This is a genomic window from Nitrospirillum pindoramense (genome assembly GCF_007827955.1).
GTDB classification, from domain to species: Bacteria; Pseudomonadota; Alphaproteobacteria; order Azospirillales; family Azospirillaceae; genus Nitrospirillum; species Nitrospirillum amazonense_B.
In genome coordinates, this window is record NZ_VITR01000005.1 from 346,834 (window position 1) to 370,459 (window position 23,626).

Annotated in this window: 19 protein-coding genes; 4 read left to right on the forward strand and 15 right to left on the reverse strand. The window is 67.6% G+C overall.

What is annotated here, in order from left to right; genetic code table 11:
* Positions 1 to 117 precede the first annotated feature (117 nt).
* The 3 genes from FBZ90_RS10590 to FBZ90_RS10600 all read right to left on the reverse strand — a co-directional run bounded on the left by FBZ90_RS10590 (position 118) and on the right by FBZ90_RS10600 (position 4,951).
* Positions 118 to 669 (reverse strand): helix-turn-helix domain-containing protein, encoded by a 552-nt coding sequence (locus FBZ90_RS10590; protein ID WP_246130283.1) that lies wholly within the window; start codon positions 667 to 669, stop codon positions 118 to 120.
* A 348-nt stretch (positions 670 to 1,017) separates the two neighbouring features.
* Positions 1,018 to 2,985, reverse strand: a complete 1,968-nt coding sequence (locus tag FBZ90_RS10595; protein WP_246130285.1) for a M61 family metallopeptidase — start codon at positions 2,983 to 2,985, stop codon at positions 1,018 to 1,020.
* Positions 2,986 to 3,154: 169 nt separating this feature from the next.
* Positions 3,155 to 4,951 (reverse strand): HAD-IIIA family hydrolase, encoded by a 1,797-nt coding sequence (locus FBZ90_RS10600; protein ID WP_145731811.1) that lies wholly within the window; start codon positions 4,949 to 4,951, stop codon positions 3,155 to 3,157.
* A gap of 196 nt (positions 4,952 to 5,147) precedes the next feature.
* On the opposite strand from FBZ90_RS10600, the gene FBZ90_RS10605 reads away from it, so the two are divergent.
* Positions 5,148 to 5,735, forward strand: a complete 588-nt coding sequence (locus FBZ90_RS10605) for a DUF4142 domain-containing protein (RefSeq protein WP_246130287.1) — start codon at positions 5,148 to 5,150, stop codon at positions 5,733 to 5,735.
* A 719-nt stretch (positions 5,736 to 6,454) separates the two neighbouring features.
* Here FBZ90_RS10605 and FBZ90_RS10610 read toward each other — a convergent pair.
* The 7 genes from FBZ90_RS10610 to FBZ90_RS10640 form a co-directional block, all read right to left on the reverse strand.
* Positions 6,455 to 6,850, reverse strand: a complete 396-nt coding sequence (locus FBZ90_RS10610; protein ID WP_145731813.1) for a methylglyoxal synthase — start codon at positions 6,848 to 6,850, stop codon at positions 6,455 to 6,457.
* Positions 6,851 to 6,898: 48 nt separating this feature from the next.
* Positions 6,899 to 7,627 carry a FadR/GntR family transcriptional regulator gene (locus FBZ90_RS10615; RefSeq protein ID WP_145731815.1) on the reverse strand — a complete coding sequence of 243 codons (729 nt, stop codon included), beginning with the start codon at positions 7,625 to 7,627 and terminating at the stop codon, positions 6,899 to 6,901.
* A 30-nt stretch (positions 7,628 to 7,657) separates the two neighbouring features.
* Complete coding sequence (locus FBZ90_RS10620; RefSeq protein ID WP_145731817.1) at positions 7,658 to 8,593, reverse strand: SMP-30/gluconolactonase/LRE family protein; 936 nt, start codon at positions 8,591 to 8,593, stop codon at positions 7,658 to 7,660.
* Between the two features lies 1 nt (position 8,594).
* Positions 8,595 to 10,160, reverse strand: a complete 1,566-nt coding sequence (locus FBZ90_RS10625) for a sodium/sugar symporter (RefSeq protein WP_145731818.1) — start codon at positions 10,158 to 10,160, stop codon at positions 8,595 to 8,597.
* Between the two features lie 92 nt (positions 10,161 to 10,252).
* Positions 10,253 to 10,882: a 2-dehydro-3-deoxy-6-phosphogalactonate aldolase gene (locus FBZ90_RS10630; protein WP_145731822.1), complete on the reverse strand. Its 630-nt coding sequence runs from the start codon at positions 10,880 to 10,882 to the stop codon at positions 10,253 to 10,255.
* 39 nt (positions 10,883 to 10,921) lie between these two features.
* On the reverse strand, positions 10,922 to 11,866 hold the full coding sequence (locus tag FBZ90_RS10635) for a 2-dehydro-3-deoxygalactonokinase (RefSeq protein ID WP_145731824.1): 945 nt from the start codon (positions 11,864 to 11,866) through the stop codon (positions 10,922 to 10,924).
* Complete coding sequence (locus FBZ90_RS10640; protein WP_145731826.1) at positions 11,866 to 13,599, reverse strand: IlvD/Edd family dehydratase; 1,734 nt, start codon at positions 13,597 to 13,599, stop codon at positions 11,866 to 11,868. The genes FBZ90_RS10635 and FBZ90_RS10640 overlap by 1 nt, the downstream gene beginning before the upstream one ends.
* Before the next feature lie 436 nt (positions 13,600 to 14,035).
* Between FBZ90_RS10640 and FBZ90_RS10645 the strand changes: the two genes are divergently transcribed.
* On the forward strand, positions 14,036 to 14,890 hold the full coding sequence (locus tag FBZ90_RS10645) for an SDR family NAD(P)-dependent oxidoreductase (protein WP_145731828.1): 855 nt from the start codon (positions 14,036 to 14,038) through the stop codon (positions 14,888 to 14,890).
* 11 nt (positions 14,891 to 14,901) lie between these two features.
* Here FBZ90_RS10645 and FBZ90_RS10650 read toward each other — a convergent pair whose 3' ends face one another.
* Complete coding sequence (locus tag FBZ90_RS10650) at positions 14,902 to 16,317, reverse strand: aminotransferase-like domain-containing protein (RefSeq protein WP_145731831.1); 1,416 nt, start codon at positions 16,315 to 16,317, stop codon at positions 14,902 to 14,904.
* 231 nt (positions 16,318 to 16,548) lie between these two features.
* Here FBZ90_RS10650 and FBZ90_RS10655 point away from each other — a divergent pair, with 231 nt between their 5' ends.
* Together FBZ90_RS10655 and FBZ90_RS10660 are read left to right on the forward strand one after the other, a co-directional pair.
* Positions 16,549 to 17,451 (forward strand): LysR family transcriptional regulator, encoded by a 903-nt coding sequence (locus FBZ90_RS10655; protein WP_145731833.1) that lies wholly within the window; start codon positions 16,549 to 16,551, stop codon positions 17,449 to 17,451.
* A gap of 128 nt (positions 17,452 to 17,579) precedes the next feature.
* Complete coding sequence (locus tag FBZ90_RS10660; protein ID WP_145731835.1) at positions 17,580 to 18,431, forward strand: oxidoreductase; 852 nt, start codon at positions 17,580 to 17,582, stop codon at positions 18,429 to 18,431.
* Positions 18,432 to 18,434: 3 nt separating this feature from the next.
* On the opposite strand, the gene FBZ90_RS10665 is transcribed toward FBZ90_RS10660, so the two are convergent.
* The 4 genes from FBZ90_RS10665 to FBZ90_RS10680 all read right to left on the reverse strand — a co-directional run bounded on the left by FBZ90_RS10665 (position 18,435) and on the right by FBZ90_RS10680 (position 23,247).
* Positions 18,435 to 19,967: a cryptochrome/photolyase family protein gene (locus tag FBZ90_RS10665; protein ID WP_145731837.1), complete on the reverse strand. Its 1,533-nt coding sequence runs from the start codon at positions 19,965 to 19,967 to the stop codon at positions 18,435 to 18,437.
* Positions 19,964 to 20,113 carry a DUF2256 domain-containing protein gene (locus FBZ90_RS10670; RefSeq protein WP_211101984.1) on the reverse strand — a complete coding sequence of 50 codons (150 nt, stop codon included), beginning with the start codon at positions 20,111 to 20,113 and terminating at the stop codon, positions 19,964 to 19,966. The genes FBZ90_RS10665 and FBZ90_RS10670 overlap by 4 nt, the downstream gene beginning before the upstream one ends.
* 32 nt (positions 20,114 to 20,145) lie before the next feature.
* A complete protein-coding gene (locus FBZ90_RS10675; RefSeq protein WP_145731839.1) occupies positions 20,146 to 21,669 on the reverse strand; it encodes an FAD-binding domain-containing protein in 1,524 nt (507 codons plus the stop codon).
* Positions 21,670 to 21,759: 90 nt separating this feature from the next.
* Complete coding sequence (locus FBZ90_RS10680; RefSeq protein WP_145731841.1) at positions 21,760 to 23,247, reverse strand: methyl-accepting chemotaxis protein; 1,488 nt, start codon at positions 23,245 to 23,247, stop codon at positions 21,760 to 21,762.
* Between the last annotated feature and the right edge of the window lie 379 nt (positions 23,248 to 23,626).

Consider the following 23,626-nt stretch of genomic DNA (forward strand, 5'->3'; position numbering starts at 1 on the left):
TTTCATCAGACCTGCCCTGCCGGCGCCACCCTAGCAAGCGCCGCCGGCCCAGGCCAAGCCGGGATTACAGGATAATTTATCCGAATTTGGCCCGCGCCGCAGCGGGGGCGCGACCGATCACTTGCGTTGCGCCTTCTTGAAGACGCTGGGGGTGCCGACGTACAGCAGCACGGCCTCTTCCTCGGTGCGGTTTTCCACCGTGTGCTTCATGCGCGCATCGAAATGCATGCTGTCGCCGGCCTTCAAGGTGGTGCGGGTGTTGCCGGCGGTGGCGTACAGCTCCCCCGACAGGACGTAGCGGAAATGCTCGCCATTGCGGGTATCCACCGGGAAAACGTGGCCCGGCGGAATTCTCATCATGATGATGTCCAGCTTCCGGTCATCCAAGTCCGAGGCCAGGTCGATGTACTGGACGGGGCTGTCCACCTCGATGATGTTGGGCTTGGCCGCGCGGTGGACGATGGTGCCGGTGTTGGGCACCTGCATGAAGAAGGAGATGTCGACCTCCAGCGCCTCGGCCAGCGCCAGCAGGGACACCAGCGACGGGACGCTGAGGTTGCGCTCGGCCTGGCTGATGAACGGCGCCGACAGGCCGGAACGGTCGGCCAACTGCTGCAGCGTCAGGCCCATGTCCTTGCGACGCTTGCGGATTTGCTCCCCTATGGGCATCGACGGCTTTTTCGCCCGGGCACTTAAAATCTGCATCGGGATTCCTCGATCTTCCTCAACGGGCCGACGCCGGGAAGCCCCGGCCGCCCCACCCCCATCTGAAACGCTCAGGCCCCTGCCCAAGGCCGTTGGTTCGGCCCCGGTCCTGTTTTTCATTCGCCCGTCCCGACACCAAACAGATGTGGGAGGTCAAAATATTTGACGCAAAGAATTTAGCGCCGACACCATATGATAATTTTCTTCCGTGTCCACCCCCGGAACATGGGACCAGCATTGCGCGGAAGTCAGTATCGGCGACATTTTATGTCGCACACCCCCGGCCATTTCAGGCCGGGGGTAAACGCATGATCAGGCCCTGGGGGCCAGCAGGTCATCCAGACGCGCCGGCGTGCCCTCCACCCGCTCCAGATGCGGGTACCGCAGGCCGTCGTGATAATCGATGCGCACGGTGCGATAGCGGTCGCCGTTCTTCACGATCAGCTCCACCGCCGGGCCTTGGCCCTTGGCCGCCGTCACCGCCGCCTTCATGCGCTCCGCATCATAGGCGGTGCCGTTGACCGCCACCACCTGCGTGCCGATGATCAGGCCGGCCTTGAAGGCGGGGCCGTTCCACTGCACCGAGGTGAGCGCGCCGCCCTTGTCGAGGGCCAGGCCCAGCGAATAGGTCAGGTTCAGGGAACCCGGCGCCTCATTGGCACGGCTGGCCTCAGACAGGGGCTGATCGGTGTAGACCAGCTTGTAGCCGCCACGGGCCAGGCCATCGAGCGGGGCGGACTGGTGGGTTTCCAGGCGCGTGCGCAGGAAGGTCGACCAGTCATAGGGTTCCACCTGGTTCAGCGTCTTGACCACATCGTCGAAGGTGTAGGTCACGGGCACGTAGCTGCCGTCATTGATGCCGAAGAAGGCCTTGGCGAAATCATCCAGCGAGCGCTTGCCGCCCGACCGTTCGCGGATCAGGCTGTCAGCGTCCAGCCAAACCATCTGGCCTTCGATGTAGTAATCCTCCGCGCGTTGCCAGCTGATCCACGGCGCCGGACGCCGCATGGCCACGATGGGGCCGTTGGTGGTGTCGGCCAGATCGCGCCAGGCGCGGCCGACACGGGTGTCCAGCGTGGCGGCGACCCCGGCCAGATTGTCCAGCGCCTGCTGCTTGGTGGTCAGGCCGGCGCGGGCGGCCAGCACCCAGCCCCAGAACTGGGTCTGCCCCTCGTACACCCACAGGCCGCTGTCGCGCATGGGCACGTTGAAGTTGGGCGTCCACAGATCCGCCGGGCGGCGGAACTTGCCATTCCAGGAATGGGTGTATTCATGGGACAGCAGCTCATGCCCCGCCGACTTGTTCCAGTCGGTGAAATAGGTGGGCGTGGTGCCGTTCTCGCTGGAGCGGTGATGCTCCAGCCCGATGTGGCCCAGCTTGTCGCTGAGGGCCAGCAGCATCTCATAATGGTCATAGTGGCGGGCGCCGAACAGCTTGTCCGCCTGGACCACCAGGGCCCGATGGGCGGCGATCTGGTCCGGCGTCGCCTCCAGCAGCTCCGGCCGGTCGGCCACGATGTTCAGGTGCATGGGCGAGCGCCCACCCGGGTCCAGGTCCAGCCGGCGATAGTAGCGGCCGGCGAACATGGGGCTGTCCACCAGGGTTTCGAAAGGCACGGGCTTGAAGGTGGTGATCCCATCCTTGCCCGCCGCCTTGGCCACGTCCAGCGCCGTGCCGAAGCCCCAGCCCTCCGGCAGCTTGATGCTGGCCTCGACGGGAATGCGGCGGGTGAAGTAGCCGGCGGGATAGAGCGCCACCGCGTTCCACTGAACGTTGGACATGTCCGGCGTCATGACGATGCGGCCCTGGTTGTCCGCCGTGGGCGACACGAACTGGAATTCCATCTCCAGCGCCGTGGCGCCCTTGGGCACGTCGACGTGGAAGCCATAGACCTCCACCGGGTCGCGTTGCCATTCCACGCGCTGCCCCTCGGCGGCCCCGCCCTTGGCATGGATGATCAGGCCGGCCAGCTTGTCGATGGCGCCGGTGGGGGAATGGTTGCCGGGCAGCCACTTTGGATAAAGCAGGGTCAGCGGGCCCGGCCCCGCCACCGGCACCGTTTCCTTCACCCAGAAAATGCGCCGCTCGGTATCGGTGGCATCGACCTGCAGACGGATGGTGCCGGGATAGGCCACGTCCTGTGGTTCGGGAATGGGGGCCGCGGCGGGATAGGGCTGCGGCAGCACCTCATCGGCCCGGACCGGCACGGCCGACAACGGGCTCATCAGGGCGGTACCGGCCGCCAACACGGCGGCCAGGGACAGGACGGCAGACTTCACGGACTTAAAACCCCATCTTGTAGGCCCGCCCCGCGCAGGCATGTTGGCATGGAGCAAATGTTAGCTTAGTCCTTCAAATCATGTGTAAAAATCTTGTATTGTTTTCTTAATAATTTGAATGGCGGAATTTTTGATCCGCTTTTAGCCCCGCCGGGAAGAGGGGATTCCCTCACCCCAGCAGCCCGTCCAGGGTGATCTCCGCATCGGCGTGGGCCCGGCTGGCCAGGACGATGGGCCGCTCATCTCGCAACCGGTCCTCGTAGGTCGACTCGATGGCGTTATCCGACCAACCCCGGCGCCGGTATTCGGCATGGAAGCGCCGGCGCCGCCCCGCCTCATCCGTGGCGACATAGAGGCGGCGGGTGGCCAGGGCGCGCCACGCCGGCTGGGTCAGCGCCGGCACGCCCTCGACGATCAGGATGTCGTCCGGCGCCAGCGTCACCGCCTCGCGCCCCGGATGGCTGATCTGGGTCCAGACGTCATAGCGGGGCGGGGTCACCGGCGCCTCCCGCCGCGCCAGCGCCGTCAGCGCCTGATGCGCGGCGTCCAGGTCATACCGGCCCAGGACGCCGGCCCCCCGCTGGTCGCGGGACTTCAGCCAGTTGTCCAGCCCGACGACCACGCCGGCGCGGCCCGACTGCCCCAGCCGCAGCGAGAGGCACTGCGCCAGCAGGCTCTTGCCCGCCCGCGCCAGGCCGCCGATCAGCACCACGTCCCCCGCCTTGATATCCGCCGCTAAACGGTCGAGTTCGACCGACAGGCCCGGCCAGACATCCAGGATGAAGCGCACGGCGTCGGCCAAATCGTCGACGACGACATGGGGCTGGGCCGAGCTTTTGCCATCGCGCCCGCCGTGGCCGTCGCGCACCAGGATACCGCCCATGCCGCAGGCCCGCGCCAGGCCCATGTCACTGGAACTGTCGCCCACCATCCAGGAGCGCGCGACGTCGATGTTCAGGTCCGCCGTCGCGGCGTGGACCATGCCCGGCTTGGGCTTGCGGCACTCGCAACGGACCAGCAGGGACGGCACCCCGCCGGATAGCGTGGGATCGGGATGGTGCGGGCAGAAGTAAATCCGGTCGACATGGGCATGCTGGGCGGCCAACCCCGTTTCCAGCCGGGCGTGGATGGCATCCAGCGTTTCCAGGCTGCACAGCCCCCGGGCCACCGCCGCCTGGTTGGTGACGACCGGCGTGCGGAAGCCGGCCCGGTTCAGCCGCGCCAGCGCGGGCGGGGCGGTGGGGATCAGATCAAGCGCCTCAACCGTGGTGACGCTGCCCTTTTCCACATTCAGCACGCCATCCCGGTCCAGGAACACGGCCGGCTGGGGTGATCGCAGCGACAGGCGGTCGGGAAGGCCGGCGGTCCCATCCGCGCGGACGCGCTCCAGGTCGTCGGCCGACACGATCCGGCGGACATATTCGGGGCTGCGATAGCCCTGTACCGGCCGGCCGGCTGAAAGCAGCCGCTCCACCTGGGCGCGGATGGACAGGTTGCCGTTCAGCGCCCGACGCTCGATCACGGCGGGGCCGGTCCAGGCCAGATTATGGAAGTCGCCGACATGCGGCGGGACACGGAAACCCAGGACCCGGCCATCCTCCGCCCCCACCACCAGGTCGCCTTGGTCGGGATGGTCGCTGGGCTGGACCAACAGGGTGGCGGCGGCGCCATGCCGGCGGTGGTGCTCCAGGAAGCGGTCCAGATCCACCTCCGTCACGGCGTCACCGGGCAGGATCATGGCGGTTTCGGCCAGCAGGGCCGCCACTTGGTCAGGCGCGACGGCGCGTACCGCCAGGCCCCAGCGTTCCCCATCGCCGCAATAGCCGCCAACGGCGGCGGAGCCGGTGACCACCAGCACGTCGTGCAGGGCGGAGCGGGCGATCATCGCCAATTGGCGGCCCAGCAGGGCCGTTCCCCCCACATCCGCCAGGGCGGGGAAGTCCCCGTCGCCCGCAAGAATGACCACCTGGGCCAAATCCACCCCCGACCATCGCGTTGCTACCGCCAGCGTCCCAGCGGGGAATCACCATAGGGGGGTGGCCAGCGCCCGCGCAACAGGGGCGCGGCGGAACCGGATGCGCCGCTCGGCGCTTGTGGTCGGGTCATGGGCGGCCCGACCGGGCCGCCACCCCCATCCTGTCCCATCCTGAGGAGTTGCCACCATGAGGACCCTGACCGGCAAGGCGGCCACCGCCTCCGCCCTGTGCCTGATGCTGTTCGCGCCCGCCCTCGCCACCCCGGCGGCGGCGCAGGACTCCGTGGGCGACAAGGCCAAGTCCATGGGTGAGAAGACCGGCGCCAATTCCGTGCTGGGCGTCACCCCGCGCACCGAGGACTTCGTGAAGGAGGTCGCCATCAGCGACATGTTCGAAATCCAGTCCAGCGAACTGGCGCAGCAGAAGGGCGACGAGGCCACCAAGTCCTTCGCCAACCAGATGATCCAGGCGCACCAGAAGACCTCGGCCGAACTGAAGACCATCGTCACCGGCGGCACCGTGCAGGCGACCATCCCCACCGCCCTGGACAACACCCACCAGAAGAAGCTGGACAAGCTGAAGGGCCTGAGCGGCGCCGACTTCGTGAAGCAATACCGCGAGGACCAGGTGAGCGCCCACAAGGATGCGGACTCGGCCTTCGAGCGGTATGCCAAGGGTGGCGACAATCCGGCCCTGAAGGACTGGGCCGCGAAGACGGAACCCACCATCGCGCACCACCTGGAAATGGCCAAGGCGCTGGACAAGACGAAGTAAGGGCGGCCCGCAGCGGCGCGGGAAAGGGCGGCCCGTCACGGCCGCCCTTTTTCCTAGGAGTCTTCTCTTTTTCCCAACCCCATCCCAATATGCGAAAATACTGCCAAGATAGCGAGAAATATACACATTAGAGTAATTAATGCCTTTTCTACCCCGAAAGAATCGGCGGCGACTGCCGAGGAAGCCACGGCAAATCCCGAATAATAAAATGTGAAATCGGAGCGCAACTTCGGTGGAATGGCCGATATTTTATATGGTTTATCTATGTGGACGAATCTAAATTTTATAATAAAAAGTCTGATAATTGTATATGCTATATAAGCACAGAACACCGCGCGCGATAATATGTAACCATTAAGAAAAATTCCCGACGACCTGTATATAATCGCCGCACTGGACAGGAACGCCAGAATGAGGTTTACGAACCTAATTATTTTTTGGTGAGCGCGATATCTTTCTTCTTCTATACAAATAGCCATCCGAAACAATTTGCAAATTATAAAAAATAGAGCATTTGTAATATATCGCCTATTTTCCAAAAAAATCTCAAACATTTACAATCTTCCAGGACAGTATTTCCCCTCAAATATATTAGATGGACATCATAAATGCACTACCCCCAAATGACATCAATCTCTTCCTCGAGTAAATCTATAGCTCCGAGGGCGGCACAGACGTCATTCAATCGAGAGTGATAAGCGAATAGCCTTCGGGCACCATCAGGCGGCCGGATGCGCCAACCCGGCCACCAGCAGGCTGGCGGTGGCGGGGTTGCAGGCGAAGGGCAGGTCGGCCAGGGTGGCCAGCCGGATCAGGGCCTTCACGTCCACGTCGTGCGGCAGGGTGCCCAGGGGATCGACGAAGAAGATCATGATGTCCAGCTTGCCCTCGACGATCATGGCACCGATCTGCTGGTCGCCGCCCAAAGGGCCGCTGCGCAGGCGGGTCATGTCGAGGCCGTCGACGGCTTCCGCCACGCGGGTGCCGGTGGAGGAGGTCGCGTAGATCTTGGCCCCCCGCAGAAAGTCGGTATGGGCCAAGGCCCAGTCCACCATGGCCTGCTTCTTGCCGTCATGGGCGATCAGGCCGATGGCGCGGCGTCCGTCCTCACGCATGGGGTCCAGTCTCCGGAAGATGAAAGGCGGCCATAAAAGGGGGCGGGGTCAGGAGGCGACGGCCTGGCCCTCTGACTCCTCCCCGCGTGCCAGCAGGTCCAGCGCCTCTTGCATCAGGTAGCGCATGGCCGCCTCGGCCCGGGGGGGATCACCCGCCAGGATGGCCTCGGCCACGGCGTTGTGGTCGGCCACGCTGGCCAGGCGCACGCCCTTGTACTGGTTGGTGCGCCGGATGCTGAAACGCAGGGCCGTGTCGATCAGTTCCCGCAACTGCAGGTAAAAGCGGTTGCCGCTGGCCTTCAGGATGGCGACGTGGAAATTGATGTCGGTGATCAGGGGGTCGTCCTCCCCCCGTTCCGCCGCGTACATGCGCTCGATGGCGACCTTGATGGCCGCCTTCTCCGCCGGGGTGGCGCGGGCTGCGGCCAGCTGGGCCGCAAGCGGTTCCACGGCCAGGCGGATCTCCGTGAATTCGGCCAGCAGCGGCAGGGAGAACTTGCGTTCCAGGATCCAGCGCAGCACGTCGGGATCCAGCAGGCTCCAGCTTTCCTCAGGCTCGACCCAGGTGCCCTGGCGCGGGCGGGCGCGCAGCAGACCCTTGGCCGTCAGCATCTTCACCGCCTCACGCAGCACGCTGCGGCTGGCGCCGTAATGCTTGCAGAGGTCAGCCTCGATGGGGAAAGGCTTGTCGGCACTGTAGGTCCCGGTAACGATCGCGGCCCCCAGGTCCTGCACGATGGCGAATGTCAGGTTTTGGCCACGAAACTTGGCAATCATCCCTGCCCCCACATGATTTCACACAACAGCTTATATCCCCGCCGACGCCAATTTGAACCCACTATCCACCAGACCGCGAACGCCGATGTTAGCGATATCATACACGAACAGCGTCCCGGCATCGGGATCGGCCGCGATCTCGGCCGCGGTCATGCCTTCCCGCGCCGTGGTGACGAACAGCAGGGTAAGGTCCGGCCCACCGAACGCGACGCAGCTGACGCGCGCCGTGGGCAGGGGAATGACGCCGGAAACGCGGCCGTCGGGGGCGTAGCGTACCACCTGGGCGGCCCCCCACTGCGCGCTCCACACATGGCCCTGGGCGTCGACATTGGCGCCGTCGGGGTAGGCCCCCTCTTCCGTCGTCACGAAAACGCTTTCATTCGACGGCGTGCCCGTGGGCGGGTCATAGTCGAAGACGCGAATGCGGCGGGTGGGACCGTCGGTGTAGTACATACGCGTGCCGTCCGGGCTCCAGCACAGACTGTTGGAGATGAGGGCGCCGTGCACCAGCGGCGTGGCCCGGTTCCGCCCGTCCAGGCGATAGAGCGCGCCGGCCAGCGTGCCCGCCGCCCGCGCGTGCTCATCCTCCACCATCGTGCCGGCCCAGAAGCGGCCCTGGCGGTCCACCCGGCCGTCGTTGAAGCGGACGCCGGCGGGCAGGGCCTGTCGCGCCAGCCACTCCACCCCGCCGGTGCGTGGGGTGAACAGGGCGAAACCGCTTTCGAACGCGACCACCAGGCGATCGGAATCGCCCTCGATCAGGCCGAAGGAGCAGACGCGCTCCGGCGCCGTGAAGGTTTCCACCGCGCGGCTGGTCCAGTCCAGCCGATGCAGGCGCCGCTCATGGATGTCCGTCCACCACAGCGACTGGTCGCGTTCATCCCAGGTGACCCCTTCGCCCAGGGTGTTGCCTAGGGCGAAGCGGGCGACCAGCGGGGCGTCGAGCAGGGGACCGGCCTTCGTCATGTTACCACCAGGTGATGTAGAGGGCGGAGACGATCACCAGAACCACCAGGGCCGCGAGGTTGAAGCTTGTGCTGGTGGAATAGTCGATGCCCTTCAGCTTGACATTGATCTGGCTTACCTGCAGGGCGGGGGCGGCAAGCGACACCACCACCGCCGCGGCCAGGCAGGCCAGGAAGGTGACGCCGACACGGTCGATGAACGGCAGTTCGGGCAGCCAGACCTTCAAGGCGAGCGACAGCACGGCCGAGCCGATGGCCGCCGTCAGGGCGCCGGCGGCATTGGCGCGCGGCCAGAACATACCCAACAGGAAGATGACGCAGATGCCCGGGGTGAAGAAGCCGGTGAATTCCTGGATGTACTGGAAGGCCTGGTCGAAGTTGCCCAGCAGGGGCTTGGCCACCACGATGCCGATGATCACGGCCACCACGCTGACGATGCGGCCCACGGCCACCAGGTGATGCTGGCTGGCGTCCTTCTTCACATGGGCGTAGAGGTCCAGGGTGAAGATGGTGGCCACGCTGTTGATCTTGGACGCCAGCGACGCGACGATGGCCGCGACCAGGGCCGCGAACACCAGGCCCTTCAGGCCCGCCGGCAGCATCTTCATCACCTCCGGGTAGGCCTGGTCCGGGGTCGCCAGGTTGGGGACCAGCAGCAGGGCGGCCAGGCCCGGCAGCACGATGATGACCGGCATCAGCAGCTTCAGAAAGGCGGCGAACACCACGCCCTTCTGCGCCTCACGCACCGACTTGGCGGCCAGCGCGCGCTGGATGATGTACTGGTTGAAGCCCCAGTAGGACACGTTCATGACCCACAAGCCGCCCACCAGGACGGAGATGCCGGGCAGGTCCTTATAGTTCGGGTTGTCGCGCGTCAGGATCAGCTGGAACTTCTCCGGCACCGCCAGCGTCAGCTGATGGAAGCCCGCCAGCACGCCCTGGCCGCCGGAGATCTGATTCAGCGCCAGATAGCCGATGATCAGGCCGCCCAGCACCAGCAGGGTGACCTGCACGATGTCGGTCAGCGCCACGGCCTTCAGCCCGCCGAACAGGGAATAGGCGCAGGAGAACACGCCCAGCACCACCAGCGCCGTCATCTGGTCCACGCCCGCCACCGCGTTCACGGCGATGGAGCCCAGCCACAGGATGGAGGCCAGGTTGACGAAGACGTAGACGCCCAGCCAGAACACCGCCAGCGTCAGCCGCACGCTGGAGCCGTACCGCTGCTCCAGGAACTGGGGCATGGTGTAGATCTGGTTTTCCAGGAAGATGGGCAGAAAGAACTTGCCCACCAGGATCAGGGTCAGCGCCGCCATCCATTCATAGCAGGCGATGGCCAGGCCGACCTTGTAGCCGGAACCGGCCATGCCGATGATCTGTTCGGCGGAGATGTTGGCGGCGATGAGCGAGGCGCCGATGGCCCACCAGGGCAGCGAACGGCCGGCCAGGAAATAGTCCTTGGCGTTCTTCTCATGCCCGGCCTTTTCCCGCGACACCCACTGGGCCAGGAAAAAGATGAACACGGCGTAGACGCCCAGCACCGCGATATCGATCGTCGCCAAACCCATCGGCGTACCCCCCTGTTTATATTGGACGCACTCAGCCGCCACCGGGAAACGCCCTGGGGCGGGTCCCTGGTGGCGGGTCCTTGTACCAGACTTTACGAAAGCTTCAGCGCGGCGCGGACCGCGACCACCAGGCCGGCGGCGCGCTCCGCCATCTGGCCCAAATCCACGCCCGGCTTGTACAGATCGCCGCCGGACCCGAAGCCGGTGACGCCGGCGTCCACCCAGGGCTGCAGGTTGGCGGCCGTGACGCCGCCCACGGCGTAGACGGCGACATCGGCCGGCAGCACGGCCTTCAGCGCCTTCACATGGCCGGGCGCGTGGCTGCTGGCCGGGAACAGCTTCAGATACCGGGCGCCGGCGCCGATGGCGGCGAAAGCCTCGGTCCCGGTCGAGAAGCCGGGCATGGACACCATGTCCAGCGACACGGTGCGGGCGATGACGGAGACGTCGACGTTGGGCGAAACGATCAGCTGGCCACCCACGGCGCGCACCGCGTCCACCTTATCCGGCGACAGCACGGTGCCCGCCCCCACCAGGCAGTCGTCGCCGAAGGTCTGCACCAGACGCTCGATGCTCTGCAGCGGCTCCGGCGAGTTCAGCGGCACCTCGATGGCGCGGATGCCCGCGTCGTGCAGGGTGCGGGCCACGGCCACCACCTCATCGGGCGTCACGCCGCGCAGGATGGCGACCACGGGCATATGCTTCAACCAGGCTTCGGTCATGACGCGTTCCTTCACAGATGGGCCTTCACAGACGGCCCTTCACAGGCGGCGGAAATAGGCCAGCAGGCCGGCGGTGGATTGCTCGGCGCCGTTCAGCGCCAGGGCGGCCACGCCGTGGCTGGCCAATGCCAGGGTATATAGGGTGTTCAGCGCCGGGGCGCCGACCAGGACCACCCGCGTGGGCGCCGGCCTGCCCAGCGCCCGGTACCGGGCCAGGATGGCGGCCACGTCACCGCCGATGACCAGGCCGGACAGGAAGCCCAAGGCGTCCTGAGGCGTCAGCACGCCCGCCATCTGCCGGGCGCGGGTTTCGAACAGCAGGTGCAGGACGTCGGCGCCCGCCTCCGCCACCCGGGCCAGGCCCTGGCGGAAGCCGGCGTCCGGCGCGCCATCCCATTCGGCGGCGCCGCGCGCCAGGGTGCTGTGCTTGGACAACAGGGCGTAGATCTCGCCCGACATGGCGGTGGTGAAGCCGGTGATGCGGCCATCCGCCAGGTCCACCCACTTGGAATGGGTGCCGGGCAGGCACAGCAGATGGTCGCCCGTGGCGAGATCCGGATGGGTGATGAGGGCGCCCAGCACCTGGGTCTCCTCCCCCCGCATGACGTCGGGGGCACCCTGCAGGTTGGTGCCCTTCACGCCCGGCGCGATGTAGACCGGCCGTCCCCCCTCACTTTCGAATGGCAGATCGATGCGGTGCAGATGCCCGACGATCTCCGCCGCCCCCGCCGGGGCGGTGGCGTAGGGCACCTCCACCCAGCCAAGGGTGGAACCCACCATACCGCAGAGCAGCAGGGGCAGGCGGCCATGGGCGGCATCCCAGTCGGCGAGCAGGCCCCGCACCGTGTCAGGGAAGCCGCCCGCCGGCACGGCGGCGGCCCCGGGACCGGTACAGGTGTCCAGCACGGCACCGTCCGCATCAACCAGCGACAGGCGCAGGTTGCTGGTGCCCCAATCGCCGGCGATGAAGACAGGCTGGCTCATCAGTGCGATTCCCGCGTGACGCGGTCGCCGCTGGCGCCCACCAGGAAGTCCAGGTCACAGCCCTTGTCGGCCTGCATCACATGCTCGACATGCAGGCGGTAATAGCCGCGCGCCGGGGTGGGCGCGGCGGGCTGGGCGGCCAGCGCGGCCCGGCGGCGGGCCAGTTCGGCCTCATCCACCAGCAGGGACAGGCTGCGGCCGGGGCCGTTCAGCTCGATCTCATCGCCGGTGCGCACCAGGGCCAACGGCCCGCCGGCGGTGGATTCGGGGGCCACGTGCAGCACCACGGTGCCGAAGGCCGTGCCGCTCATGCGGGCGTCGGAGATGCGCACCATATCCTTGACCCCCTTGGCCAGCAACTTGGGCGGCAGGGGCATGTTGCCCACTTCCGGCATGCCGGGATACCCCTTCGGGCCACAGCCGCGCAACACCAGCATGGAGGTTTCGTCCACCTCAAGATCCGGATCGTCGATGCGGGCCTTGAAGTCCTCGATGGTGTCGAACACCACGGCGCGGCCGCGATGGGTCAACAGCTCGGGCGAGGCGGCGTTGGGCTTCATCACCGCGCCATCGGGCGCCAGGTTGCCGCGCAGCACCCAGATGCCCGAGACCGGCTTCACCGGGTTGGTCCTGGGGCGGATGACCTCGTCGTTGTAGACCTCGCCCTCGGCCACGATGTCGCCGATGGTCATGCCGCCGACGGTGACCGCGTCCAGGTTCAGCTTGTCCTTGATCTTGGTCATCAGGCCCGGCAGCGCGCCTGCGTAGTGGAAATCCTCCATCAGGTACTGGCCCGAGGGCTGCAGGTCCACCAGCAGGGGGATGTCGGCGCTCAGGGCGTCGAAGTCCTCCAGCGACAAGTCAACACCCAGCCGGCCGGCCAGGGCCAGCAGGTGGATCACGGCGTTGGTGGACCCGCCGATGGCGGCGTGCACGCGGATGGCGTTCTCGAACGCGGCGCGGGTCAGGATGTGCGACGGCTTCACGTCGTCCTTCACCATGGCGACGATGCGGCGGCCCGTCTCATGCGCCATGGCGCGGCGGCGGGCATCCATGGCCGGCAGCGTGCCGTTGAAGGGCAGCGACAGGCCCATGGCCTCGATCAGGCAGGCCATGGTGGAGGCGGTGCCCATGGTCATGCAGGTGCCCGGCGAGCGGGACATGCCGGCCTCGGCCCCCATGAAGTCCTTCAGCGTCATCTCGCCGGCGCGCACCGCCTCGCTGAACTTCCACACGTCGGTGCCGGAGCCGATGTCCTTGCCGCGGTACTTGCCGTTCAGCATGGGACCGGAGGAGATGACCATGGTGGGCAGGTCGACGCTGGCCGCCCCCATGATCTGGCCCGGAGTGGTCTTGTCACAACCGCCCAGCAGCACCACGCCGTCGATGGGGTTGCCGCGGATCGATTCCTCGACCTCCATGGCCAGCAGGTTGCGGAACAGCATGGCGGTGGGGCGCATCTGCGTCTCGCCCAGCGACATGGCGGGGAATTCGACCGGCAGGCCGCCGGCCTCCCACACGCCGCGCTTCACATGCTCCGCCACCTCGCGCAGGTGGGAATTGCAGGGGGTCAGTTCCGACCAGGTGTTGCAGATGCCGATGACGGGGCGGCCGTCGAACACATCGCCGGGCAGGCCCTGGTTTTTCATCCAGCTGCGGTGGATGAACCCGTCGCGGTCCAGTTTCCCATAGCTGTGCGCGCTGCGTAACTTCCGCTTGCCGTCGTCGGTCATCGTCTACCGTCCACCTCGGGGCCGCCGGCCCGCATCGCTTGCCAGGGTGGGATGATGGCCGGAACGCCCTTGGGCCTGGGCCAGCGCCCAAAGGCCTGGCGCAGGCCTGGATGGCCTGTGACCGGTCGCCCGCGGCGTTCCGATGGGGGCTGGAACAGAACCGCCCGCACCCGCCGTTTCCCTACCCCAATGCCGTTATGGTAGGAGGTCTGGCGCCCGGCCCCCGGCATCATGGCCGCCCAGACTGGGAACGGCATGGACCGATGACCCGGCATTCATCCTCCGGTTCTTAATATGATTTATCGGACAAAAACGGCGCCTGTAAAGGGGATTTGGTGGCCTGGCCGATTGGGGGCGATTGCGGCATCGGCGGCCGCGTCCTAACTATCCTTGATCATCCGGGCCTGACGGCCCTTTCTGGAAAAAGGGGGCCGCCATGCCCGACAGCAACCCGCCCGCCACCGGCCCCATCGAGACGCCGGCGGAACCGCCGCCCACCACCCCGGAAGGCATCACCCAGCACCTGTACCCGGTCTATGGCGACCTGGCGGGCAAAGCCGTGCTGATCAGCGGCGGCGGGTCGGGAATCGGCGCCTATCTCACCCACGCCTTCGCCGCCCAGGGCTGCCGCGTCGCCTTCATCGCGCTGCGCGAGGCGTCGGCTATGGCCCTGGTGCAGGCGGTGGAGGCCGCGACCGGCCAACGCCCCCTGTTCCTGCGCTGCGACCTGCGCGACGTGGAGGCCCTGCAGGCCAAGGTGCGCGAGGCGGAGACGCAGATGGGCGCCTTCGACGTGCTGGTCAACAACGCCGCCCGCGACGACCGCCACGCCGTCGCCGATGTCACGGTGGCGGAGTGGGATGACAATCTGGCCATCAACCTGCGCCCGCAATTCTTCCTGGCCCAGGCGGTGGCGCCGGGCATGAAGGCCGCCGGCGGCGGCGCCATCGTCAACCTGGGGTCCACCGCCCATAACCTGGGCTTGGCCGGTTATCCGGCCTATGTCGCGGCCAAGGCCGGCGTCACCGGCCTGACCCGGGCCCTGGCCCGCGAATTCGGCCCCGATGGCATCCGCGTCAACACCGTGGTGCCCGGCTGGGTCATGACGGAGCGGCAGCAGCGCCTGTGGGTGACGCCCGAAGCCCTGGCCGAAACCCTGGCCGCCCAATGCCTGAAGCGCCCCCTGACCGGTGAGGACATCGCCAGCGCGGTGCTGTTCCTGGCGTCCCGCGCGTCATCCATGATGACGGGGCAGTCACTGGTGGTGGATGGGGGGCGGAGCTTCAGCTAGGGGCGCCGTCGTCACACCACCCCCAGGGCGCCCCCTTTCGGGCCCTCAAGCAATCCGGCCACCCGGATCAGCGCGCCCTTCAGCGCGGCCGCGTCGGGGGCGGCGCCCAAGGCTAGGCGCACGGCCTTGGGCACGGGGGTGTCGGATGACAGGAAGGCGTCGCCCGCCACCAGGGTCAGGCCGGTGCGGGCGGCGCGTTGGACGAAGGCGTGGGGCGTCCAGTCGGGCGGCAGGGTGAGCCACAGGTGCAGGCTGTCCGGCTGGGCCTGGTAGCTGCCCGGGGGCAACAGCTCCGCCGCCAGACGCTGGCGGGCGGCGGCCTCGGTCCGCACGGCATCGGCCAAGGCGGCGGCGGTGCCGTTCAGCACCCAGTCCGCCGCCAAGCCCCCGGCCAGGGGGGAGGACATCTGCATTTGCGTGCGCAGCACCGCCTCAAAGCGTTCGGCCTGGATGGCGTCCGGGGCCGCGACATAGGCCGTGCGCAGGGCCGGCGTCAGGCATTTGGACAGGGTGGACACATGCCAAACCTGGTCGGGCGCCAGCGCCGCAAGGGGCGTTCCGGGGTCAGCCGCCAGGGCGCCGTAGGCGTCATCCTCGATCACCGTCAGGCCCTGGGCCTGGATGACGGCCGCCAGCGCCCGTCGCCGGTCCGCCGACATGGTCGCGGTGGTCGGGTTGTGGTGGGTGGGGGTGCAGTACAGCAGGCGGGCGCCCGTACCCCGGCAGGCGGCGGCCACCGCGTCGGGCAACAGCCCCTCGCCATCGCAGTCCACCGCCACCACCCGCAGGCCGAGGCGGGCCGCGATGGCGGTGAAGCCGGGATAGCTGAGCGTTTCCGCCAGCACCACGTCGGCCCGCTGCGCCAGCAGGGACAGCAGCGCGTGCAGCGCCGCCTGGGCGCCCGGCGCCACCAGCACGCGGTCGGCATGGGGGCTGGCGCCCGCCGCCACCCCGCCGGCGGTGTAACGGCGGCGCAGCCAAGCGGCGCCGGCGGTGCGTTCCTGCGCCCCGCCGCCGGCGGCGCGATAGCCCAAGCGGCGCCCCAGGTCCGGCGCCCGCGCCAGCCTTTCCATCCCTTGCGCCAGATGGCTCCGCAGCAAGGCCAGGGGCTGTGGCGGCACATTCATGGACATGTCGATATCACCCTGGGCCAAGGGCGCCATGTCCGCCGCCGCGCGGTCGGAGATGAAGGTGCCCCGCCCCACCACGCCCGCCAGCAGGCCGCGATGCCGCGCCTCGGCATAGGCGCGGGTGACGGTGGTCAGGTCGATGCCCAGCGCCTCCGCCAGGGCGCGCTGGGTGGGCAGGCGTTCCCCCGGCACCAACCGGCCGGCGCCGATGTCGGCCGCCATGGCGTCGGCGATAGCGAGGTAGACCGGCCCGCCTCGGCCGCTCAACCGGGGTAACCACAGCTCATCTTCCGCCATCGCGTCGCTCCCTGCCCCTGAAATCGCCCGACATGATTTGCCCCGGAATGGATTGCATGGATTATATGTATGCGGACATTCGTATTAGGAAGCCCTGCAATCGCCGTATGCCATGATTTCCCTCAACTGAGCAGATCCGCAGCCGGAGATGTCCCGAGTGTCGGCTGACACAGCCCGTGGTGCGCCGCCCGTGTTACCCCAGCGGGGGATGATCCTGTCGGGAATGGAAGAATGCGGGGCAGTGAGTTCGCCGATTTGCGCGCCTTCGCCACCATCGTGGCGCAAGGCAACTTCGCCCGAGCAGCGACACAGCTGCACGTTTCCCCCTCCGCCCTCAGCCAGACCATCCGGGCGCTGGAGGCGCGGCTGGGGGTGCGCCTGTTGAACCGCACCACGCGCAGCGTGTCCGTCACCGACGCCGGGTCGCGGCTCTATGCCCGCCTGAAGCCGGTGATGGAGGAGTTGGAGGCCGCCGTCGCCGACGTGAACGACCTGCGCGAACGGCCGGCCGGGACCCTGCGCCTGACCTCTTCGCGCGTGGGGGCGGAACGGTTCCTGGCCCCCATCCTGGGTCGGTTCCACCAGGCCTACCCCGACATCATCCTGGACATCACGGTGGACGACGTGGTCCACGACATCGTGGCCGAAGGCTATGACGCCGGCATTCGCCTGGGCGAAATGATCTCCGACGACATGGTGGCCATCAAGCTGGGCGGCAGCCTGCGCCAGGTTGCCGTCGCGGCGCCCGGCTATCTGGCCCGCCATGGCATGCCCCAGCACCCGCGCGACCTGCTGGACCATACCTGCATCAACTGGCGCTGGGCGGAGACGGGCCGCATCTACCATTGGGAGTTCCAGGAACCGGACGGTGACTGGTTCTCCGTCGCCGTGAAGGGCCCCATCATCGTCACCGACAAAAGCCTGGTGCTGGCGGCGGCCTTGCAGGGCGTGGGCATCGCCCTGTGGCTGGAGGACCGCGTGGTGCCCTATGTCGAGGAGGGCAGCCTGGTCACCCTCCTGGAGGAATGGGCCGGCAGCTTTCCCGGGTTCTTCCTATGCTATCCCAAGCAGCGGCATACGCCCCTGCCGCTGCGCGTCTTCACCGACTTCATCCGCGCCACCTATGGCAGTTGATTATATAGGCGCAGCTTCATAGGTCGTTTCGATTGTGATGCATTCCGCATAGGGCGGCGGGCTTCCATCTTCAGCCGCATCCCCGGCCCAGTCCCGTGGCGGGCCGGCTTTCAGGAAGGATGCGCATCATGGCAAGCGATACCCCGACGACCGATGCCCCCAAGGTTTGGTTCATCACCGGCATCTCGCGCGGCTTCGGCCGGGAGCTGGCGCGGGCGGTGCTGGACCAGGGGCAGGTGGTCATCGGCACCACCCGGGACGGCCAAGGCGATCTGCCACACCACGAACGCCTGCATGTCCTGCCGCTGGACGTGACCGACGCGGCACAGGTCCGGGAAGCGGTGACCAATGCCCACGCCCTGCACGGGCGGTTGGACGTGGTCGTGAACAACGCCGGCTATGGCCTGCTGGGCGCGGTGGAGGATGCCGAGACCACCGCCACGCGGCAGATGTTCGAGGTCAACTTCTTCGGCGCCCTGGCGGTGATGCAGGCGGCCCTGCCCCTGATGCGCGCCCAGCGGTCCGGCCATATCGTCAACATCACCTCCATCGCCGGCCTGGCGCCGGGCGTGGGGTCTGGCCTTTATGCCGCGTCCAAGTTCGCGCTGGAGGGCGTGTCCCTCAGCCTGGCGCAGGAGGTGGCACCCCTGGGCATCGGCGTCACGCTGGTGGAGCCGGGCGCCTTCCGCACCGACTTCCTGACGGACCAGTCGCTGCGCGTCACCGGCGGCGGCATCGCGGATTACGCGACGACCGCCGGGGCGGCGGTGGCCCGCCTGCAGGCGCAGAACGGCCAGCAGCCGGGGGACCCGGCGCGGGGGGCCCGCGCCATCGTCGCCGCCGTGCTGTCGCCCAACCCGCCCCGGCATTTGGTGCTGGGCACCGACGCCTGGAACCGGGTGCAGGCCCGGCAGCAGGCCTTCGCCGCCAATCTGGCGGAGTGGCGGGCCGTCACCCTGGGCACCGACTTCCCGGCGTAACGGTCACAGCGTTTCCAGGCGGCGGCGCGTCTCCGCCGCCTGGGAGCGCAGCGCTGACCGGTCGGCGGGATCCATGCGCGCCAGCTGGCGGTAGGGCAGCGCCAGGCGGGGGTTGACGGACAGCGCCGCCGCGTGCCGGTCCAGGAAATCCCAATACAGGGCGTTGAAGGGGCAGGCGCGCGGCCCTACCCGCGCCTTGCGATCATAGGGACAGCCCCGGCAATAGTCGCCCATGCGGTCGATATAGGCCGCCCCCGAGGCGTAAGGTTTGGTGGCCATCAGCCCGCCGTCGGCGAACTGGCTCATGCCCAGGGTGTTGGGCAGCTCCACCCATTCGAAGGCGTCGATGTAGACGCCCAGGTACCAGCGGTGCACCGCCGCCGGGTCCAGCCCCGCCAGCAGGGCGAAGTTGCCGATGACCATGAGGCGCTGAATATGGTGGGCATAGGCGTGGCGCAGCGATTGCCCCACCGCGTGCGCCAGGCAGCGCATGGACACGTCGCCGGTCCAGAACCAGGATGGCAGGGGCAGGTCATGGCCCAGGGCGTTACGCTGGTCATACCCCGGCATGTGGGCCCAGTAGACGCCGCGCACATATTCCCGCCATCCCAGGATCTGGCGGATGAACCCCTCCACCGCCGCCAGGGGGGCCGCCCCGCGCCGCCACGCCTGTTCCGCCCCGGCCACCACCTCGGCCGGCGACAGCATCTTGGTGTTGAGGGCGAAGGACAGCAGGGAATGGAACAAACGCCAGCCGCGCGTGCTCATGGCGTCCTGGTAATCGCCGAAATGCGGCAGCCCCCGCGCCAGGAAGGCCTCCAGCTGGGCCAGCGCCTCGGCCCTATTCAGCGGCCAGGGCAGCCGGTCGGCCATCGGATCGCCGAAGCTGTCCACCCCGGCGGCGGTGATGGCGCACCACAGGGCGGCGTGGTCGTGGCGCGGGCGGCTGTCCTCGGGCTCGGCGGGCACGCCCGGCCAAGGCTTGCGGTTGTCATGGTCGAAATTCCACTGCCCGCCCACCGGGTGCCCGCCATCCGGTTCCAGCAGCACGCCGTGGACGCGGCGCATGTGGCGGTAGAAATGCTCCATCAGCCAGCGCCGCCGCCCCTGGAACAAGCCGGCGGCGGTATCGCGGGCGCTGAGGAAATGGTCGGTGTCCACCATGCGGGCGGACGGCCCCAGGCGCTGGGCATAGTCGGCCAGTTGGCGGTCCAGCCGCCATTCGTCCGGTGCCTGGTATTCGAAGGCCGTGGCGCCGTGCCGCCCGCGCAGCAGGTCCAGGTTGGCGGGCAGGTCCTGGCGGTTGGCGGGATCATCGATCGCCAGGTAATCGACCCGGTGCCCGGCCGCCCGCAGGTGGCGGGCGAAATCCCGCATGGCGGCGAAGATGGCCAGGATCTTCTGCGCGTGATGGCGGACGTAATCCGTTTCCTGCCGCACCTCCATCAGCGTGTACACCACGCCGTCGTCCGCCTGGTCGAACCAGTGGTGGCGGGGATTGAGCTGGTCCCCCAGGATCAGGCGCAAGGTCGTCATGGCTGGCCCCGGGCCGCGCGGCGGCAACGGTCGGAGCAATATTTCACCTCCTCCCACACGCGCGACCATTTGCGCCGCCAGGCGAAGGGGCGGCCGCACTGGACGCAGGTCTTGGTGGGCAGGTCGGATTTCCGTCGCATGCGCATGGTGTCGTTTCCACCAATCACAGGTCCCGCTGTCACAGGTCGAGGCTGAGTTGCCCGCGTGGGGCGGGGCGCGGGCGGGGGCGGGACGGCGCCGGCTTGCGCGAGCCATGGCGGTCGACCAGCGCCGGGACCACGGCCTTGACCGCCGGCTGGGCCCGCAAGCCATGGACGCGCGCCTTCGCCACACGGGTCGCCGCCTCCAAATCCACAAGGGGGATGGGAATGTCCCGCCCCACCCGCACCCCGCAGCGGGCCTGCACGTCGGCCGGCATGCGCCACGGTTCGAACAGCCAGCTGTCCGGCACCCGCCGCAGGGCGGGCAGCCAGCGGCGCACGAAGCGGCCGTGGGGATCGTGGTCGCGGGCCTGCTTCAGCGGGTTGTAGACGCGGGTGGTGTTCATGCCCGTGGTGCCCGATTGCATCTGCATCTGGCTCCAATGGATGCCAGGCTCGTAGTCCAGAAACTGGCGGGCCAGCCACAGGCCCACGGGGCGCCAATGCAGCCACAGGGGATAGGCGGCCACGGACACCAGCATCGCCCGCATGCGGAAGTTGATCCAGCCGGTCTCGCGCAGCATGGCGACGCAGGCGTCGACCAGGGGCCAGCCGGTGCGCCCCGCCACCAGCGCCTGGAAATGGGTCTCGTTCCATTCCCCTTCGCGCAGGCCGTGATAACCGGGGTGCAGGTTGCGCCATTCCAGCGGCGGTTCGCTTTCCAGCTTCTGGATGAAATGGCAGTGCCAATGCAGGCGGCTGAGGAAGGCGGCCAGGCCCTGCCGCCGGGGATCGGGCCCATCGGGCAGGTCGGCCAGGCGGTCACGGGCGGCCCGCACCACCTCGCGCAGGCTCAACGCGCCCTGGGCCAGATAGGGCGACAGGCGGGAACAGGCGGTGGGCGCCGACAGCGGAGAGGATAGGCCGCCGCGATAGCGGCCGCTGCGGTCGTCCAGGAAACTGTCCAGCACCGCCAGGCCCCGGCGGCGACCGCCGGCCTGGCGCAGGGGCGCGTCCGTGGGCTCAAGGCCCAGGGACGCCGGCGCGGGCGGCGGGCCTTCCGTCCAGGGTGGTGGCAGGAAATGGACCGTCGGCACCGACAGAGGGGGCGCCGCCATGCGCGCTTCCCACGCGGCCTGCCATCCATCGCGGTCCGCCAGGCGACGCACGACGCCGAACTGCGGCACCTCGTGCCAGGCGACGCCCTGCTCACGGCACCACCGGGCCACCGCCCGGTCCCGCCGATAGGTCAGGTCGTTGCCGGTTTCCTCATGCGAATGCAGGGTGGTGAAGGGGGCTTGGCGGTACAGGCGCCCCAGCACCTCAACCACCTCGCCCGTCGCCACATGCAGGGCGCCCCCGTGCTGGCGCAGGTCGTCCGCCAGGTCGGCCAGGCATTCCTGGATGAACTGATAGTGCAGGTTGGCGGCGTCGGGTTGACGCCACAGGCTGGGCTCGATGACATAGAGGCACAGCACCGGCCCCCACAGCACCGCCTGATGCAGGGCGGCATGGTCCTGCAGGCGCAGGTCGCGCTTGAACCAGACGACGCTGTAAGTCATGGCACCCTTCCCCCCTTCGACGGCGCTCGGGCACGCGGCTCGGCGGCTGTTGTACGGGAAAGGGGCGCCCGGCGGATCACCGGCGCCGTTTCATGCCATGACCAGGACGCGCGCCGCTTCCCGGGTCTTGTTCACCATGGTTTCCACCTGGCGGATGGCGCGGCCGATGTCGTTGATGTTCTCGGTCACGGAGTCCACCGCCCCGGCTGTCCGCTGCATGTTCCGAGACATCTCCAGCGTGACGGCGCCTTGCTGCTCTACCGCCGCCACGGCTGAGGTGACGTGGTCCCGCACAGCATCGATGGACCTGCGGATACTGTCCAGGGCCCCCACCACCTCGCCCGCCACGGACTGCATGCCCGTGATCTCGCCGGAGATTTCCAGGGTAGCGGACGCCGCCTGGTTGGCCAGGTTCTTCACCTCCGTCGCCACGACGGCGAAGCCCTTTCCGGCCTCGCCCGCCCTCGCCGCCTCGATGGTGGCATTCAGGGCTAGCAGGTTGATCTGGCCGGCGATGGCCCGGATCACATCCACCACCCGTTCCATGGCCTGGGCGACGGCGTTGAGGCGCTCGGTCGCGGCACCAGCGGCCGCCGCCTCCGCCGCCACGCTGTCGACCGCCCGCTGCGATTGGGTCATGTTGGCCGTCAGCTCATGGGTCGAGGCGGCCAACTGCCCGGCGCCGGCGGAAATGCCCTGAACGGCGCCGGCGGTCTGGTCCGCCGCCGCCACGGCCCCCTCGGATCGGCTGATCGACTGTTCAACGGCGGCATCAATTTCCGAGAAATTGCTGTCGATCAGCCGCTTGAGGTCGCCCAGCATGCGCACCTGACGGGTGATGTCGGTGGCGTACTTGACCACCTTGTAAGGCTTTCCATCGGGATCGAGGATGGGGTTGTAGGTGGCCTCGATCCAAACCTCGCGCCCGCCCTTGCCCAGGCGCTTGAACTGCGCGGCCTGATAGTCGCCCCGGCGAAGGGCCTCCCAGAACTGGCGGTACTCCGCGCTGTCCTTCTGTCCCGCTTCCACGAACAGGCTGTGGTGCCGGCCCTCGACCTCCGCCAGGGTATAGCCCATGGCGTTCAGGAAATTGTCGTTGGCCCTCAGGATGGTGCCATCCAAGGTGAATTCGATCACCGCCTGCGATTTGTTGATGGCGGTCACCTGGCCCAGCAGGTCAGCCTGTTCCCGCTTCGCCGCCGTCACGTCGGTGGCAAACTTCACCACCTTGTAGGGCCGGCCGTCGCGGCCCAGGATGGGGTTGTAGGTGGCCTCGATCCAGACCTCGCGTCCACCCTTGCCCCGGCGTTTGAACTGGGCGGCCTGGTAGACACCCCGGCGCAGCGATTCCCAGAACTGGCGGTACTCCGCGCTGTCCTTTTCGCGCGGTTCCAGGAACAGGCTGTGATGCCGGCCCTTAACCTCCGCCTGGGTATAGCCCATGGTTTTCAGGAACTTGTCATTGGCGGTGAGGATGGTGCCGTCCAGCGCGAACTCGATCACGGCCTGGGACTTGGCAAGCGCCGCCAGCGTCGCCTTCGTCTCATTGGCGCGCCGTGTCAGGAAGGACCAGAACATCAAGCAACTCCACACGGCAGAGCCAAACATTTAAAAAATGGTTAAGCTCACGCCATTAAAATTGGTTAAATCCCAAAATCCCTAAAATCATCGATATCCGCTATTTAAGATAAGCGGCCGAAATTAAGGGTAATTTTTCGGATACGTCTGCCATGAATGTAGTGTGAATACTGGGTTATGTCCACTCGAGTTTCTTTATATGACTAAACGCCTATTATCCATCGGGTTATCTTGGCCAACCCCGGCGGGGTATACAGCGGCACCATGGCATCATCAGGCCGGGCTTCCACCGACCGCCCAAATACTTCATGATGCCAGTGACTTAATGATCGTGGCCGTCTCTTGGCAGGGGGTGGCCGCCCGCCGGGTTAACCAAACC